This is a genomic window from Pseudomonas sp. LBUM1646, from assembly GCF_059716165.1.
The window spans coordinates 3,311,215-3,328,279 of sequence record NZ_CP166810.1 but is presented as its reverse complement, the minus strand read 5'-3'; the positions used below and the strand labels follow the sequence as shown (position 1 = coordinate 3,328,279).

Genomic DNA, 17,065 nt, shown 5'->3' with positions numbered 1-17,065 from the left:
TCAAAAGGTCTTCTTATCAATATATGTCGATGTTTTTTAAAGGAAATATTCCTACACAACAATCCGAAAAACCGCCACTCCGGCGATATTTATTCCCCTACCCCGGTATGCCTTGGCCTACACCAACCGACCACCAGCGCGGCAACAACTGCTTGACCTTGCTATCGCCAAACCGGTCATCGATCAGCATCACCACCCCCTGATCCTGCTGAGTGCGGATCACCCGCCCGGCGGCCTGCACCACTTTCTGCACGCCGGGATACAGGTAGGTGTAGTCGTAGCCCGCGCCAAAAATCGCCGCCATTCGGTGTTTCATTTGTTCGTTGACCGGATTCAATTGCGCCAGCCCCAGGGTGGCAATGAAGGCGCCAATCAAACGAGCGCCGGGCAGGTCGATTCCCTCACCGAATGCTCCGCCCAGCACCGCGAAACCGATGCCTTGGCTGTGCGCGGTGAACTGGTCGAGGAACGCCTGGCGCTGACCTTCGGCCATGCCTCGGGATTGTGACCACAGTGTGATGTGCGGATGCCGTTCGGCCAGCAACTGTGCCACTTGTTGTAAATAATCGAAGCTGCTGAAAAACGCCAGGTAGTTGCCGGGCCGCAGGGTGAACTGCCGGGCGATCAGTTCGACAATCGGCTCAAGCGATGCCTGACGGTGGACGAAACGGGTTGAAATCTGGCTGACGATGCTGACCTGCAACTGATCAGCATGAAACGGCGACTCGACGTCGATGCACACGGTATTCGTCGGTGTCCCGAGCAGATCGGCGTAGTAATGCCGTGGGCTCAGGGTCGCGGAAAACAGCACGGTGCTGCGCGCAGCGGTCAGGCGCGGACGAATGAACCCGGCGGGCACCACGTTGCGCAGGCACAGCTGCGACAGATTGCGTTTGCGCTCGAGGTCACGCTTGCTGATGTCGAACAGGAACTGCTCATCGAACAGCTCTGCCACTCGACCGAACTGCAACATATCGAAGTAGAAATTCTGCAAGGCGCTGTCCAGGCCTTGGGGATGATCATTCAGGTAATCGCCGATGCTCGCGCTGCACGATGACAAGGCTTGCAGGAGTTTTTCCGGCGCCTTGTCGTAGGCCTGATACGGACTGAGTTGCAGGTCATGCAGGGCGTTCCATTCGCGGTTGACCCGCTGCAGGGATTTCTTCAGCGGTTCAGGCGCGGTTTTGCGCACGCCGTTGAGGGTCGCCTGATCAAGGCTGGCGCTGTACATCTGCCGGCCGCGCTCCACCAGGTTATGCGCCTCGTCCACCAGCACCGCGACCCGCCAGTTGTTGGCCTGGGCCAGGCCGAACAACAAGGCGCTGAAGTCGAAGTAATAGTTGTAGTCGGCGACCACCACGTCCGCCCAACGGGCCATCTCCTGGCTCAGGTAATACGGGCACACATTGTGTTCCAGCGCCACTTCACGCAAGGCGCTCTGGTTCAACAGGCTCACCCGGCTGGCGGCCTGACGCGCGGCAGGCAAGCGATCGTAGAAACCCTGGGCCAACGGGCAGGATTCGCCGTGGCAGGCCTTGTCCGGGTGTTCGCAGGCCTTGTCCCGGGCGATCATCTCCAAAACACGCAACGGTGGCGCATCGGCGCTATCGAGGATCACCTGCGCCGCGTCCAGCGCCAGTTTTCGCCCCGGGGTCTTCGCCGTGAGAAAGAACACTTTGTCCAACTGCTGCGGCGCCAGGGCCTTGAGCATCGGGAACAGCGTGCCGACGGTCTTGCCGATCCCGGTGGGCGCTTGCGCCATCAGGCAGCGGCCCGTGCTGACGGCTTTGAACACCGACTCGGCCAGATGCCGTTGCCCCGGACGAAACCCGGCATGGGGAAACGCCAGCCCCAGAGCCGCCTGATTACGCGCTTCGCGATGCGTCATTTCCTGCTCGGCCCAATGCAGGAACAACCGGCAATGCTGCTCGAAGAACGCCCCCAGCTCAGCGGCGCTGAAGCCTTCGACCAGGCAGGTTTCCTTTTCGCTGACGATGTCGAAGTACACCAGCGCCAGGTTGATCTGCGCCAGTTCCAGTTTCTGGCACATCAGCCAGCCGTAGATCTTCGCCTGGGCCCAGTGCAACTGACGATGGTTGGCCGGTTGCTTGCTCAGGTCGCCGCGATAGGTTTTGACTTCTTCCAGGCAGTTTTGCCCCGGATCGTAGCCGTCCGCCCTGCCCTTTACCCTCAAGGTTTGGTACAGGCCTTCCAGCGCGACTTCGCTTTGATAACTGTCGCTGCGGCGTGACGCGACGGTGCGATGGCCAACGATGCCTTCCAGCGCAGTCGGTGATGGGGTGAAGCGCAAGTCGAGGTCCCCGACCTTGGCGGTGAATTCACACAGCGCCCGTACCGCAATGCTGTAGCTCAAGCGCTCTGCTCCGCCCATTGCACGTAACAGACGGCAATCGGCATCTGGTGTTCGTGGCAAAACTCCAGCCAGCGCAACTGGTTATCTTGCAGCCGATCGCCGGGGCCTTTGACTTCGATCATGCGATAGGTCTTGTCCTGCGGCCAAAACTGGATCAGGTCCGGCATGCCGGCGCGATTGGCCTTGATGTCCAGCAACAGGCGATTGAACCAGTGCTTGAGGTGCTCGGCCGGCAGGCAGTCCAGCGCCTGATCGAGCAAGTCCTCGGTCAGCGCGCCCCAGAACACAAACGGCGACTGCACGCCCCACTTGGTCACGTAACGCTCGCGGATCGTCTGGCGGTAACGCCCGTCATCCAGTTCCGCGAGGCAGGTCTGGAACAGTTCGGCCCGGCGGTGATGAAAGTCTTCATTGAGCAGGTCCACCGGCCCGCGCTGGAACGGGTGGAAAAACGCCCCCGGCAACGGCGCGAAAATCGCCGGCCAGCAGAGCAAGCCGAACAGCGAGTTGATCAGGCTGTTCTCGACGTAATGCACCGGCGCCGACGCTTCGGCCAGGTGCGCCTGCACGTAATATTCCACCGACAACGCCAGATCGGTGCGGGGCAATTGCAGGTCCAGGCGCTCCATGGCCCGAGGGCCTGCGCGTTTTATCGGCGGCCCACCCAGTTTGCGTCGCAACCTTGGCAGCACGCGGAGCAATTGCTGCTGTTCGGTAGCGCTTTGCGGCGCTTGCTCGGCGAAGGCTGCCAGATCCATTGCCAGCGAATACTCACCACAACGCTCCAGCACCCGAATCAACCGCAGGCGCGCGCCGGGATAGGCACATTCACGGTAGATGCTCAGGGCATTGGAGAAATCTGCGACGCGCTCGCAGTGCTGGCCGATCTGGAACAGCAGCTTGCCACGACGGCGTTGCAGCCAGGGATTGCTCAGTATCAAGGCGTTAATCTGCTCGACGATGACCGCGACTTCTTCGCCGGCCTCGAAGCGTTGCTGACACTCGTGCAGAAACACACAGGCATCCACGTCTTCACGGCAACGCAGGCCACGGGATTCGGCGCAGAACTCGACTTTTTCATAGGTGAAAATGCCGAGATCCGCCAGCACGAACTCCGACCAGTCCTGGTAAAGATTGCCGAAGAACATCAGGCGCAACCGGTCACACAGGCCCATGATGGTCAGGCTGAACAAACGCTCATCCAGGGTCGGGCACCAGTCACGGAAGCAGCGGGATTCGGGAAACTGCTCACTGAGCAGCGGCAACCAATCGGTCTTCTTGCCTTTGGGCTGGTCGATGGCGTGCCCCAGGCATTGCAGGATTTCGGCCTTGAGCAATACGTCGAACAGTTCTTCTATTAATAACGGCGACTGCTCATCGATCCAGCCCAATTCCAGCAACGGGCCAGCCGCAATGGCGATATCACCGATCTCGACGTAATGCAGCTTGCCAGCCCGGAAATGCAAGCCCTTGCGCATGACCATCCGCACCAGCAGCGCCCGGGACTCACGGGGCAGCCGATTGAATTCGGCAATGAAGCGTTGCTCCTCTACACTCAACACATCGGCATAGCGATGCTCAAGCCAATCAAGCACTTGCATGAAGTTGTTCAAGTAATAGAACGGATCGTCGAGCGGGTTTGCAGTCACAGGAAAAAGGGCCATGGCGAGCGAGTACTGGTTATGCGTACAGATACCAGCTACGCCCTGTCCGTTGCAAACGGAAAAGGATGGGCGGCGCGCCTAAAGACGTTCTCGCTGCGTTTGTCTTGTAGCAGCTGCCGAGGCACGAGGCTGCGTTCGGCTGCGAAGCAGTCGTGAAATCAGGCGGCGCGGTGTTTCAGGAAGACCGTGTGCTCAGGTTTGACGACTGCTTCGCAGCCGAACGCAGCCTCGTACCTCGGCAGCTGCTACAAGCCGAACTCAGCCTCGTGCCTCGGCAGCTGCTACAGGCCGAACTCAGCCTCGTGCCTCGGCAGTTGCTACAAGCCGAACGCAGCCTCGTGCCTCGGCAGCTGCTACAAGCCGAACGCAGCCTCGTGCCTCGGCAGCTGCTACAGGCCGAACGTAGGCTGCTACAAGATTGCGGTAAGGCTTAACGGATTGGCATCTGGCGGCGCGGCTAATCGAGTCTTTTTGCGCTGACCATCGAACTTTCCACTGATCCATGGCACCAAACGCCATAGAGCAACAGTGGGACTGCAGCAGTCACACTGATTTTTTCAGCATCATGAGAGGTATGTATGAATATCAAGACCCTGGGCCTGCCCCTGGCAGTAGCAGCCTTTCTGACCCTGGCCGGTTGCTCGACACCAACAGTGGTGACCCTGCAGAACGGCACCCAGTATTTGACCAAGGACATGCCGAAAACCAAGACCAAGGATGGTTTCTACGAATTCGAAGACATTTCCGGTGCGAAAGTGAAGGTCAATGCCAATGATGTGGCGACGGTTCGTAAAGAGGATTGAGACCGCGTGATCGTTATCGCGGGCAAGCCTTGCTCCTACAGGTTGTGCGATGTGTAGGAGCGAGGCTTGCCCGCGAAGAGGTCAGTCAAATCACTACAACTATCAAGGCATTCCGGGAATGCTGGTATCACAAACGATATAGCGCTCCCCACGCTTGATCATCTCCGCCCGCAGCTTCTGGCAACGGTCATATTCCTGCTGCACGGAATTATCGATGCTGATGTTGCCGGTCACTTGCGGCTTCTGGCCATCCCCAATACGGATCGTCGCCCAGGGCTGCTCCGGTTGAATCTGAAAGTGGCTTTTCTCTTCGACGGGTGTTTGGGTTTCGATGGCGGCCGGTTTCGGCAACTCATCTGGCGTCATGCCATAACGGCTCAAAATCGAGCTGTGAGGCAGTTCTGCAGCGACGTTCGCCGATAACACGGCCAAAGCCAACCCCAAAGCAAACCTCTTGCTGTTACTCACGTTGCTGAATCTCCTGTACTCAATGGCGGCATGGCGCTTGTGCGTTGTAGAAATAACGCAGAAGTGGGCGGATGCTTTAGTGCCGGTTCCTGTTGGTGCAGGTATTGGAGTCCAGGAGTGACCATCGAGTCACGGTGACAGGCAGGCTTACCGCGTTATCGTTCTTCGCGGGCAAGCCTCACTTCTACAGGGATCGCGTAAACCTTGTAGGCGCGAGGCTTACCCGCGAAGAGGCCCTATCAGGCAATCACAATCCCGGAGCCAGACAAACTCTCCAGCCCAACCCCCACCAACGTCACCGAATCCGCGCCAAACGTCAGCACCGTGTCATGCCCGACCGCCGAGGCATGAGCCCGGAAGTCATCGTTCGGCGCCACGCCCTGAACCCCGAGGAACACCAGTTTGTCGCTGGCCTGATAACCCACCACCTTGTCCTGGCCAAACGCCCCGGTGAACAGGAACGTATTGATTCCGCCGCCGGATTCGATCAGGTCATTGCCCGCGCCGCCGACGAACACGTCATTGCCCTTGCCGCCGATCAAATGGTCGTTGCCGTCCAGGCCAAACAACCAGTCGCCAGTGGCATGCGCGGTCAACGTATCGGCGCCCGCGCCGCCCTTTACTGTCGAGGCGTACTGGGTCAGGTTGCTGCCGACTTTCAGGCCGTCGGATGTGACGCTGTGGGTCACGTCGTCCTTGAATATTCCCCACAGGAACGCCGGCTCCTTGGTGACAATGCTGCCGATGTCGCGGGTGATGCTGATCCCGCCGTTGGCGTCCTTCACGTACAGGTTGCCGACGCCGTCATTGGCAAACACGAAGTTCTTCACCGACTGTTGCAAGTCCAGCACGTTGCTGCCCTTGCCGCCCAGCACGATGTTGTAGCCGCCACCGTCGCGGAAGGTGTCATTGCCATCCCGGCCTTCCAGGTAGTCGTTGCCCTTCCCGCCCTGGATCAGGTCATTGCCGTCGCTGCCGATGATGAAGGTGCTGCCCTTGTGGGTTTCGGCGTTGCGGTTCAGGTCCTGGACCCAGGTATTGGCCCGCGCCGGGTCCGAGAGGTTGGCGACGATGATGGTCGAGTCTTTGCTGGTGAGGTCGTAGAACTTCGACTCAATCACCCGGTTCATGCCATCGCCGTAAGCGGTCGGCAAATGAGAAATCCAGGTCGGAATGTTGAGGATGGAAAACGGCAGCACGTTCCATGCTGTCGAGGCGTAGTGATCGTTGAAGCTGACGATATTGTCAGTCGCCGAGGCCTTGGCCGCGTCGTGCACGCCCACGGACGCCAGGTTGAACGTCGAGCCGTCGAGCGCGCGGAACACCGGGTCGTTTTCATAACCGACGTTGAGCACTTTGTCGTTGCTGCTCTGGGTCGGCGAAGCGTAGGCAATGTAGTTCGAGTCCTTGAAGAAACCGCCCCACTTGTCCGTGCTCAGGTCCGCCGCGCTGTTGACCGCCAGCCCGCCCAGGCTGTGGCCGCTGAACAGCACGTCCTTGCCCGACAAGCCATTGGCACTGGCAAACGCCGCGACATTGCCGAGCAGTTTGCCAAAGGCTTCACCGACGTAATTCTTCGCGTAATCCTTGGGACCGAGCGCCGCCAGCAGATCGTTGATCGCGTCGCCAATGGAGTCACCGATCAGGATTTCCCGCGGGCCACTGGTGCCGCGAAAAGCGATGCCGACTTCAGTGAGATGGCCCTGGGCGTCGTACTTGCCGAGGATCTCGACCTGGGCACTGGTGAACCCGGGTTTCTCGCCGTAGAAGGTTCCCCGTGCATCGGTCTTGCCGTCATAGCCCAATTGCGAGGCGGTGATCGGTGTCCATCCGGCTTTCTGCACAGCTTCCAGCGCCAGTTTTTCGGAATCGGGGTTCCACGGAACGCCCGGAATAACGCCTTGGGAATCGGTGCCGCCAATCAGCGCCGTGACCAGCGTCGCCGGCAGCCCGAGGCCAAAACCGTTGTGCTGATAACCGGCGGCAAAGCCGTTATCGAGGTTGTGATAGGAGTACAGCGTGATGGCCATGGCGTCGCTGAACAACGCCTTGGAATCTGCTGTGCTGAAGTTCTTGTAGTCGTACACACCCATTTGGTTTTGCCTCTCTTTGTTGGAATTGTCAGAGATAGCTCACAACCAGGACGCCTCACTGACGAGGCGCCCCGGAGCATTTCAGTGCATGCCGCTTTGTTTACGCGAACGTGAAGCCGGAAGCCGACAGGTTATCCAGGCCGACACCGACCAGGGTCACGGCAAAATCGCCAATCTTCAGCACCGTGTCATGGCCGGACTGTGAAGCGTGCTGCTTGTAGTCGTAGCCCTGCCCCGCGCCCTGGACGCCCATGAACACCAGTTTGTCGCTGCCCTGGTAGCCATTGATCGTGTCGAAACCAAAGGCACCGCTGAACAGGAACGTGTTGCTGCCTGCGCCCGAGGCGTGCATCACGTCATTGCCCGCGCCACCGATAAAGGTGACGTGGCTCTTGTCGCTGCGCAGCAGGTCGTCACCGGCATTGCCGAACAACCAGTCGCCATCCAGCGTCGCCGCCAGCGTGTTGCCGTAGGCGTCACCGTTGAGCGAATGGTTGTAGTGGGTCAGTTCGCTGCCATTGAGCAAGCCGTTGGCGCTGACGCTGTAGGTGATCTCCTTGCTGCTCATGCCCCACCAGCCGCTCGACTCCTTGCTCACCAGCGCGCCGATGTCACGGGTCAGGCTGATGCCGCCGTAGGCGTCGCGCACATACAGCGTGCCGTCGCCGTCGTTGGCAAAGCTGAAGTTCTGCAACGGCTTTTGCAGCTCGAACGTGTTGCTGCCCTTGCCGCCCAGCAAGATGTTGTAGCCACCGTCATCGCGGAAGCGGTCGTTGCCGTCCCGGCCCTCGATGAAATCATTGCCGGCGCCGCCCTTGAGCAAGTCATTGCTGTCGGTGCCGATGATGAAGGTGCTGCCGGTGTGCGGCTCGCCGCTACGGCCGAGGTCCTCGACCCAGGTTTTACCCCGGGAATCGAGCGCCAGGTTGGAGACGATCAGCGTCGAGTCCTTGCTGGTGAGGTCGTAGAAACTCGAGCCGATTACCCGGTTCAAGCCGTCGGCATAACCCAGCGAACCATGGGCCGACCAGCTCAACGGGTTGAGGATGCTGAACGGCGTCAGGTTCTGCGCGGTGGAGGCGTAATGGTCATTGAAGTTGACGATGTTGTTGGTCGCCGACACCTGATAACCATCGTGCTTGCCGACGGAACCGCTGCTGAATGTGGTGCCATCCAACGCACGGAACACCGGATCGTTTTCGTAACCGATGTTGAGCACGCTGGCGCTTTGGGTCGGCGAAGCGAAGGCCACGTAATTCGCGTCCTTGAAGAAACCGCCCCAGTTGTCGGCGCTCAGTTCGGCCACGCTGTTGACGCCCAAGCCACCGAGGCTGTGGCCGCTGATCAGCACGTCCTTGGCGCTCAGGCCATGGGCGATGGCGAACGCGGCGACGTCCTTGAGCAAGGTGTCGAAGGCGCTTTTGGCGTAATTCTTCGCGTAATCCACCGGGCCGACGGCGGCCAGCAGGTTGTTTTTGATGTCGCCGAAGGTATCGCTATAACCCAGGCCGCCGGTACCGCGAAAGGCCACGCCGATGCCGATCAATTTGCCGGCCGCGTCGTACTTGCCGAGCACTTCGGCTTCGGCGCTGGTGAAGCCGTCCTTCTCGCCAAAGAACGAGCCTTGCGCACCGACTTTGCCTTGATAGCCCAGCGCCGTAGCACCAATCGGCGCCCAACCGGTCGCCGGCAACGGCTGGCCGGTCGGTGTGTAGGCGTACAACGTCAGGGCGATGGCGTCGCTGTACAACGCCTTGCCGGCCGCACTGCCGGCATTTTTGTAATCAAACAGTCCCATGTTTTTGCTTCCTTAGCGTCAAATCAGAACTGCCAGTTCAACGTCAGGCCCACGCCGTGGTCCTTCTCGTTGGAGCCGAGCAGCCCGTTGTAATCCAGGTTTACGCGGGTTGCTTTGTTCAAGGCCAATCCGGCGCGCAGACCGACCACGGCGGCATTGCGATCCATGGAAACGCTCTGCACGTTGAATCCGGTATTGCCGTTGGCAAAAGCCAGGTGTTGGTCGGTATCGACACTGCTCAGGTTGTGCTGCCAGCCGAGGCTGCCGGACAGTTCGAGGCTTTTCTGGTCGGACAGCGCAATGGCTTTGCTCGCCCGCAGGCCGAGGGTCGACAGCACCGCGTCGCGATTGTCTTCACCAGCCTTGAGCGCAGCGGCATCACCCTTCTCGGTGAAGCTGTCGCTGTTCAAGTGCACGTAGGCCAGTTTGGCGAACGGTTCCAGTGCCAGCGGTTGCAGGTCCAGACGATAAGCGGCTTCGGTGAACACTTGCACGGTGCTCGCATCGTGTTTGGTTTTCTGCTTGCCGCTGACATCCGCGAATTGCAGGTCACGTTTCGCATCAATGCGATGCCAGCTGTAGGCACCGCCGACGCTCAGGCGCAGGGCATCGATTTCATGCCCCAGGTATGCACCCAAGTGGTAGCTGTCGACGTCGGCCGACGAATGCGTGCCATCGCCCATGCTCAACGAACTGTTGCTATAACCGGTGACGAAACCGAGACGGGTATCTTTAGCGATCAAACCATCGCCACCCACCAGCAAACCACCGATGGAGCTGTTGGAACTGGCGTTGTCGTTGCCGCCATCGCTCTTGCCCCAAGCGCCCAGGACTTTGACCCACAGGTTGCTTTTGTCATCCGTCGGCGCGCCAGCGTCGAACAGATCCCGTTCACGCAAACGATCACTGACCGCGTCACGCAGGTAACGGCTGTCATTGATCAGCATGGTGCCGATGGCCGGATGAATCTCGCCGGACAGTTGCTGGAACGCTTGTTGGGCGACTGCCGCAGTCGGCGCCAACAGCAGGGTTTCGTACAGCGCGTTGCCCGCGCCCAATTGCTCGGCGGCAGCGGCCACGGCGCGTTGGTTCGGGGTCTGGCCGACACTGCTGAAGGACGTCGCGTTACGCTCCACCGCCAGTTGAATGCCGTTGGCCGTGTAATCCAGGGCGCCGCCGATAAACAGGTAGTTCGGCAGTACCGCGCCGAATTGCCCTTGGATACCGCCCGCCGCTTGCAGGATGTTGTACTGATGGCCGAGCAAGGTTTGCGTCTCGGCGGTGGTCAGCAAAGTCGGGCTGTTTTCCAGGGACAGGCTGACGGTCGCGCCGTCGATCACAGCCTTGCCGCCCGCGACGATCTGGTCGCTGCTGATCGGCGACAGTTCCACGGCGTAGGTCGAACCCGGTTCGAAGACTACGTCGCCCGCCACCTGTAAGGTGCCGATGGAGTTGCCCGGCGCCACGGTGCCGCCGCTTTTCGCCGTCAACGCGCCGATACTGCCGTTACCGCCGAGGATGCCACTGTCATTGACGGTGACCGCCGACTGCAGCGAACCATTGATCGCCAGGCGTCCCTGATTGACCAATGTCGGGCCGGTGTAGGTGTTGGCCCCGGTCAGCACCAACGTGCCGATACCTTGCTTGGTCAGGCCGCCGTGCCCGGAAATGTCGTTGCGCCAGGTGTCCAGCCCGCAGTGCACGTCGTTGCACACGCGCTCGGTGGGTTTGCCGGCGTCGACGATCCCGCCGATGCCTGGCAGGTCCGCAACAAACTGGCTGTCGCCGTAGGCACCCTGGATGCGGAATTCCTCAGGAATGTCTTGCTCAGTCACCAACATCGCCGGGCCATTGATGCCCTTGCCCAGGTTGATCATGCCCCAGCCGTACAGCGCGTCGACGCCAGGAGCGCCGAGGTCGGTGGCGGTGGTGCGCAACACACTGGCGACCTGCGCGCCGGTCATGTACGGGAAGCGTTCCATCAACACGGCCATGGAGCCGGCCACATGCGGCGCCGCCATCGAGGTGCCGTTGTAGTTGGCGTAACCGGTGCCGAGGTTGTCGGCGTTGGTGCCGGTGATGATCGAGCTGAAGATTTTGCTGCCCGGCGCCGACACGCAGTAACTCGCGGTGTAGCCGCAGCGCGATGAAAACACGCTGATGTTGTAGAGATCGGCGCTGGTCAGGTCCGGGTTCTTTTGCAGGGCCGCCACGGTGATCCAGTTCGGGGCGATGTCCGGCACGAAATACGCGAGGCCGGCGATGGCGTCCGGGTTGTTCAGGTTGTAATCGTTGCCGGCGGCGAAGATCGTGACGATGCCGCTGCGGGCTGCGGCGATGGCGCCGTCATAGGCGCCGCCCGGCTTGGTGCCGAGCAAGGGTTGGATCTCGTTGAACTGCAACTGCGCGTCTTGCACGGTGAAGTGCGGATACGCCGGGTTGCGCCCGCCGAGGTCGAAGCGATCGGTGATGCCGATGCCCCAGCTGTTGTTGATGATCCGCGCGCCGCTGGCGATCAGGGCATCCCAACCGGCCTTGTACACCGCGCCGTCGTTGCCGCGAATGATCCCGTCTTCAGGGCCTGGGTCGCCGTTGTCGGCGCTGATGATCTGCGCGCCGAAGGCCACGCCGTGCATCGGGCCACCGTCGCGGCTGCCGGCGGCAATCCCGCCGACGTGGGTGCCATGGGCGCCGAGCTTGCCGTCGGAGCCGACCGAGGGTGCGCCGTCATAACGAAACGCGTCCCCGGCTTTGACCGGGATGTACGGGTCGGTGTATTCGCGGATGCCGCTGGTGACCAGGTTGATCACCTTGTTGGCCCCGGAAAACTCCGGGTGTTGAGCGTAGACCGGTTGATCGAAGATCCCCAGTTTCACGCCTTTGCCGGTGTAGCCGGCGGCGTAGGCATCCTGGGCGTTGATCGCCCCGACGCCCCAATCGGCATTGAACTCGGCACTGCGCCAACTGTTGGGATCGCCGACCTTGCCGTTTTCCACGTAAGGCGCGGCGTGGGCGGTGCCCAGCGTGGCCAGTGCGCAAAGCACCGCGAGGTTGAGGGTTTTGAGGGCGAATTTGTTGTTGTTTTCAATCGTCATCCAGTTACCTTCCTTAGTTGTGTTGCCAAAAATCCGCGCACCTTCAAGGCGCACTTTTTATTCCCGCGACGTGTAGCCGCTGCCAAAACCGCGTCCAGCCATGTAGCAGCTGCCGAGGCACGAGGCTGCGTTCTGCCATGTAGCAGCTGCCGAGGCACGAGGCTGCGTTCGGCTGCGAAGCAGTCGTCAAACCTGAGCACGCGGTCTTCCTGAAACGCCGCGTCGCCTGATTTCACGACGGCTTCGCAGCCGAACGCAGCCTCGTGCCTCGGCAGCTGCTACAGGCGAACAGCTGCTACAGAGACCGCGTTAAAACTGCCAATTGAGGCTCAGCCCCACGCCATGACTCTTTTCGCGGCTGGCCAGTTGGCCGGTGTAATCGAGGTTCAAGCGAATGTCCCGGCTCAGCGCCAGGCTGGCATGGGCACCGACCAATGCGGCATCGCGCACCAGCGGCGAACTTTCCACCGCGAACGCGGTGCCGCCGCTGGCAAACGCCAGGCGTTGCTCGGCATCGACACTGCTCAAGTTGTGCTGCCAGCCCAGGCTGCCGCTCAGGTCCAGTTGCTGCTGGCCGGACAGGTTCACGGTTTTCAGCGCCCGCAGGCCGAGGGTGCTGAGCACCGCATCGCGAGTGTCGCCATGGCTTTTCAGCGCGGCGGCATCGCCTTTCTCGGTGAAACCCTCGGTATCGAGGTGCACGTAGGCCAGGTTGGCGAATGGCTCCAGCGCCAGGGGTTGCAGGTTCAGGCGATACGCCGCTTCGCCGAACACCTGAGTGGTGGCTGCATCGACTTTGGCTTTCTGCTTGGCACTGACGTCGCCGTATTGCAGATCACGTTTCACATCGGCGCGATGCCAGCTGTAGGCACCGCCCGCGCTCAGGCGCCAGGCGCCCAATTCATGGCCGGCATAAGCGCCGAGGTGATAGCTATCGACCTGCGCCGAGGAATGCGTGCCTGAACCCATGTTGACTGAGCTGTCGCTGTAACCGGCGACCAGGCCGATGCGGGTTTGCTCATCCACGGCACCATCGACACCCGCCAGCAAACCGCCAATCGAGGTGGTGTAGCCGGCCGTGTCGTGGCGGTCATCGGTCTTGCCCCAGGCACCGAGGGCTTTGATCCAGCCGTTGTTTTGCGCACCTTTGGCGTCATTCAGGCGTTCACCCACAGCATCGCGCAGATAGCGGCTGTCGTTGATCAACACCGAGCCCAGCGCCGGGTAGATTTCCCCCGACAATTGCTGGAATGCCTGTTGCGCCGAACTCGCAGTCGGCGACAGCAGCAGGCTTTCGTACACCGCATTCCCTGCGCCGAGCCCTTCCACGGCGCCGGCCACGGCACGTTGGTTCGGGGTTTGGCCGACACTGGCGAAGCTCGTGGCGTTGCGTTCCACGTTCAGCCCAATGCCGTTGGCGGAATAATCGAGCGTGCCGCCAATAAACAGGTAGTTGGGCAACACCGCACCGAACTGCCCCTGGATGCCGCCGGCCGCTTGCAGAATGTCGTACTGATGACCGAGCAGGCTTTGCACCTGTGTGGCACTGAGCAAAGTCGGGCTGTTTTCCAGGGACAGGCTGACGGTGGCGCCGCTGACCGTGGCCGTGCCGCCGGCGACAATTCGGTCGCTGCTGGTCGGCGACAGTTCCACGGCATAGGTCGAACCGGGTGCAAAGGTCACGTCGCCGCTGACTTGCAAGGTGCCGATAGAATTGCCGGGGGCTACCGTGGCGCCGGTATTGGCGGTCAATGCGCCGATGCGTCCGGAGCCGCCCAGGGTGCCGCTGTCATTCACCGTCACCGCGGAAGCCAGTGAACCGTTGACCGCCAGCAGGCCGCCGTTGACTGTGGTGGGTCCGCGATAGGTGCTGTCACCGGTGAGCATCAACCGCCCGGCGCCGGACTTGATCAGGCTGCCTTCATAGACTCGCGTGGCCGCCGCAGCATCCCGCGCCATGCCCACCGCGTAGTCGGTCTGGTCCTGCTGGCTCGCGCCGACTGCCAGGCCGTTCTCCCAGCCTTTGTCCTTCAGGGTTTGCTGCCAGGCACTGTGTTCGGCGGCGTCTTCGGTTTGGCGCTGGATCAACGCCTTGTCGCTGATGCCGTTGCTCCATACATCGCTCTGCCCTGCCCCCAGATTGGCATCGAACGCGCCGAGCAATTGCCCCGGCCCGCGCATCGCCCGGTCCAGGTTGGCCACGCCCCAGCCGACCCGGGTGGTCGGCGCATCGGTGATCGAACCGTCGAGCTGGGTCGCGGTGGTCAGCAGCACTTGCAGCGCCTGCTGGTTGTTCATGTACGGATAGCGTTCCATCACCAGCGCCAGGGCGGCCGTGGCGTGGGGGGCGGACATGGAGGTGCCGGACTTGATCGCGTAACCACCGTCAGGAATGGTGCTGTCGATCTTCGCGCCGGGGGTGGTGATGCACCAGTACTTGGCGATCCCGCACTGGTTGTACTTTTGCTGATTACTTTGATCGAGCCCGGAAACCGCCAGCCAGTGGCCTTCGAGGCCCGGCTGGAAGTACGGCAGCGCCGAACGCACGCTGGCATTGGGGTAGCCGCTGTTGCCGGCGCTGAACACGTTGATCACGCCGCGACGGGAAGAAACATCGGCGGCGGCATCGAGCCAGGTGCCTTTGTTGAAGTGCTGGGCGTAGGCCGCGTGCAGGTCGTCGAGGGTTCGATAGCTGACATCCGGCGGCTGGCTGCCCCAGCTGTTGTTGATCGCCCGCACACCGGCGTCTGCCAGGGCGTTATACGCCGCTTTGAAATACTGTGGATCGGGATTGGGACCGAACAGGAAACTGTCGTTCTTGTTGGTGTTGGCCACATAGATCTGCGCGTTGTACGCCACACCGTGCATGCCGGTGCCGTCACGGGACGCGCCCATGGTGCCGGTGACGTGAGTGCCATGGGAATCGTTGTTGGGGTTGAGCGTGCCGTCGACGTTGAACGACGTGCCATCGACATAACTGCCGCGGGTCATGACCGCGTGATAACGGTCAGTGGCGAACTCGGGATGGTTCGAATCGAAGCCGGAATCCAGTTCACCGATCTTCACGCCTTTGCCGGTGATACCGGCGGCGTACGCTTGATCGGCCTGCATGCGAGCCAGGCCCCAGTCGCGCTGGAACTCGGCCGAGCGCCAACTGGCGGCATCGCCGGGCTTGCCGGTTTCGAGGTATTGGGCCCGGGCTGCGGTGGGGATGGCAGAAACCAGGAGCAATAGCGTGCCGACCGATATCGGCTTGATTTGTACGTCCATGTCTTTCTCGCTTTTTTTGTTTTGTAGGAGCTGCCGCAGGCTGCGATCTTTTGGCGTTTGCGAGATCGCTGGAAAATCAAAAGATCGCAGCCTTCGGCAGCTCCTACGGGGATAGGCGATCTTTTCTTGAAATGTTTATCGGTTTTTTGGGCCCTGGCCGAATGCCTCATCCACCTTCGCCAGATCCTGCTCGTTCAACGTCCCGGCGTAGTAATGCAACTTGGTCCACGCCATCAGGTAGTCATAGCGTGCCTGGGCCAAATCCCGGCGAGTGGTGAAGAGTTGTTGTTCGGCATTCAGTGCATCAAGGTTGACCCGCTCACCACCGAGAATGCTTTGCTTGGTCGACACCACCAGCGCTTCAGCGGAAATCAGGGCTTTTTGATAAGCGCGCAGCTTGTTCACCCCCGACAGGCAGGCGCTGAACTGGCGACGCAGTTCGATCAGGGTTTCCCGAGTCTTGCCGTCCAGTTCGTACTCGGCCTGCTCCATGGTTCGGCTGGCCTGACGGGTCATCGCCGACACACCGCCACCGGCATACAACGGCACGTTGACTTCGATGCCTATGGTGTTGGTGTCGTAGCGCTGGTTGTAGGTGTTGCCACTCTCCGATTCGTTCTGGCGTACCGAGGCGTAGGCGCTGACTTTCGGCAGGTGCCCGGCGCGGTTGCGCTCCACTTCGTAGCGCGCCACTTCCACAGCCTGGCGCTGGGAGGCCAGGTTCGGGTTGTTGGCCACGGCCATCTCGTGCCAGGTGTCGTAATTGGCCGGTTGCAAGGCGAAGGTCTGGAAGTTCTGGTCCAGCGGTGCCAGGTCGCCGATGTTGACCGCCGGCACGCCGATCAGCGCGCCCAGTTCACGCAACGACGCGTCCTGCTCGTCACGGGCCTCGATCTCCTCGGCGGTGGCCAGCTCATAGCGAGACTCGGCCTCAAGGATGTCGGTGCGCGTGCCCTCGCCCTGGCGGAACATGTGTTCGTTCTGCTGGAACTGTTGCTCAAACGCCTTCTTCTTAGCCTGGGCAATGTCGATCTGATCCTGGGCGAATAACGCCTTGGTGTAGTTCTCCAGCACCCGCACCAACAATTCCTGGCTCTTGCCACGGAAGGCTTCGTCGGCGAACAACGATTGCGCCACGCCTTTGCGGTACGACGCGTAAGCCTCGTAGTCGAGCAACGGTTGTTGCAGGGTCAGGGTCGAGCCGTAACTGCTGTAGTTGCGGTCCTCCGTGTAGTCAGGCTTGCCCTCGTTGATTTGGGTGACCTTGGAGGTGTTGCGGCCCTTGTTGTAGTTGTAACCGATCTTGGGCAACAGCCCGGCGCGGCCAATGATGCGGTTTTCAAGGCCGGCATCCCGTTCCTTGATAGCGCCGAGGAACACCGGGTCATTACGCAACGCCTGTTCGTAGATTTCAAACGGCCCCAGGGCCATTGCACTGTTGCAGGTCAGCAACGCCAGGGCTGCCCCGAGCATGGAAAGCTTATTCATACAACCGAACAT

General features: G+C 61.0%; 9 protein-coding genes. 1 reads left to right on the top strand and 8 read right to left on the bottom strand.

Features of this window, described 5'->3' with window-relative positions:
- Nucleotides 1-97 precede the first annotated feature (97 nt).
- Together ACA071_RS15365 and ACA071_RS15360 are read right to left on the bottom strand one after the other, a co-directional pair.
- Nucleotides 98-2,374 carry an ATP-dependent DNA helicase gene (locus tag ACA071_RS15365; RefSeq protein WP_497645136.1) on the bottom strand — a complete coding sequence of 759 codons (2,277 nt, stop codon included), beginning with the start codon at nucleotides 2,372-2,374 and terminating at the stop codon, nucleotides 98-100.
- A complete protein-coding gene (locus ACA071_RS15360) occupies nucleotides 2,371-4,038 on the bottom strand; it encodes a VRR-NUC domain-containing protein (RefSeq protein WP_497645135.1) in 1,668 nt (555 codons plus the stop codon). Before ACA071_RS15360 ends, ACA071_RS15365 begins: the two co-directional genes overlap by 4 nt.
- 578 nt (nucleotides 4,039-4,616) lie before the next feature.
- Between ACA071_RS15360 and ACA071_RS15355 the strand changes: the two genes are divergently transcribed.
- Entirely contained in the window at nucleotides 4,617-4,841 is a 225-nt protein-coding gene (locus ACA071_RS15355; RefSeq protein WP_497645134.1) for a YgdI/YgdR family lipoprotein, read from the top strand.
- 102 nt (nucleotides 4,842-4,943) lie between these two features.
- Here the strand turns inward: ACA071_RS15355 and ACA071_RS15350 are convergent, their stop codons facing one another.
- From ACA071_RS15350 to ACA071_RS15325, 6 genes are all read right to left on the bottom strand, one after another.
- Nucleotides 4,944-5,309 carry a hypothetical protein gene (locus ACA071_RS15350; protein ID WP_497645133.1) on the bottom strand — a complete coding sequence of 122 codons (366 nt, stop codon included), beginning with the start codon at nucleotides 5,307-5,309 and terminating at the stop codon, nucleotides 4,944-4,946.
- Between the two features lie 239 nt (nucleotides 5,310-5,548).
- Nucleotides 5,549-7,402: a polyurethane esterase gene (locus ACA071_RS15345; protein ID WP_497645132.1), complete on the bottom strand. Its 1,854-nt coding sequence runs from the start codon at nucleotides 7,400-7,402 to the stop codon at nucleotides 5,549-5,551.
- A gap of 100 nt (nucleotides 7,403-7,502) precedes the next feature.
- Nucleotides 7,503-9,200, bottom strand: a complete 1,698-nt coding sequence (locus tag ACA071_RS15340; protein ID WP_497645131.1) for a polyurethane esterase — start codon at nucleotides 9,198-9,200, stop codon at nucleotides 7,503-7,505.
- Nucleotides 9,201-9,223: 23 nt separating this feature from the next.
- The gene (locus ACA071_RS15335; protein ID WP_497645130.1) at nucleotides 9,224-12,295 is read right to left on the bottom strand and encodes an autotransporter domain-containing protein; all 3,072 of its coding nucleotides are present in this window, start codon (nucleotides 12,293-12,295) and stop codon (nucleotides 9,224-9,226) included.
- Between the two features lie 309 nt (nucleotides 12,296-12,604).
- Entirely contained in the window at nucleotides 12,605-15,565 is a 2,961-nt protein-coding gene (eprS, locus tag ACA071_RS15330) for an autotransporter serine peptidase EprS (protein ID WP_497645129.1), read from the bottom strand.
- Between the two features lie 135 nt (nucleotides 15,566-15,700).
- Complete coding sequence (locus tag ACA071_RS15325) at nucleotides 15,701-17,065, bottom strand: TolC family outer membrane protein (protein ID WP_497645128.1); 1,365 nt, start codon at nucleotides 17,063-17,065, stop codon at nucleotides 15,701-15,703.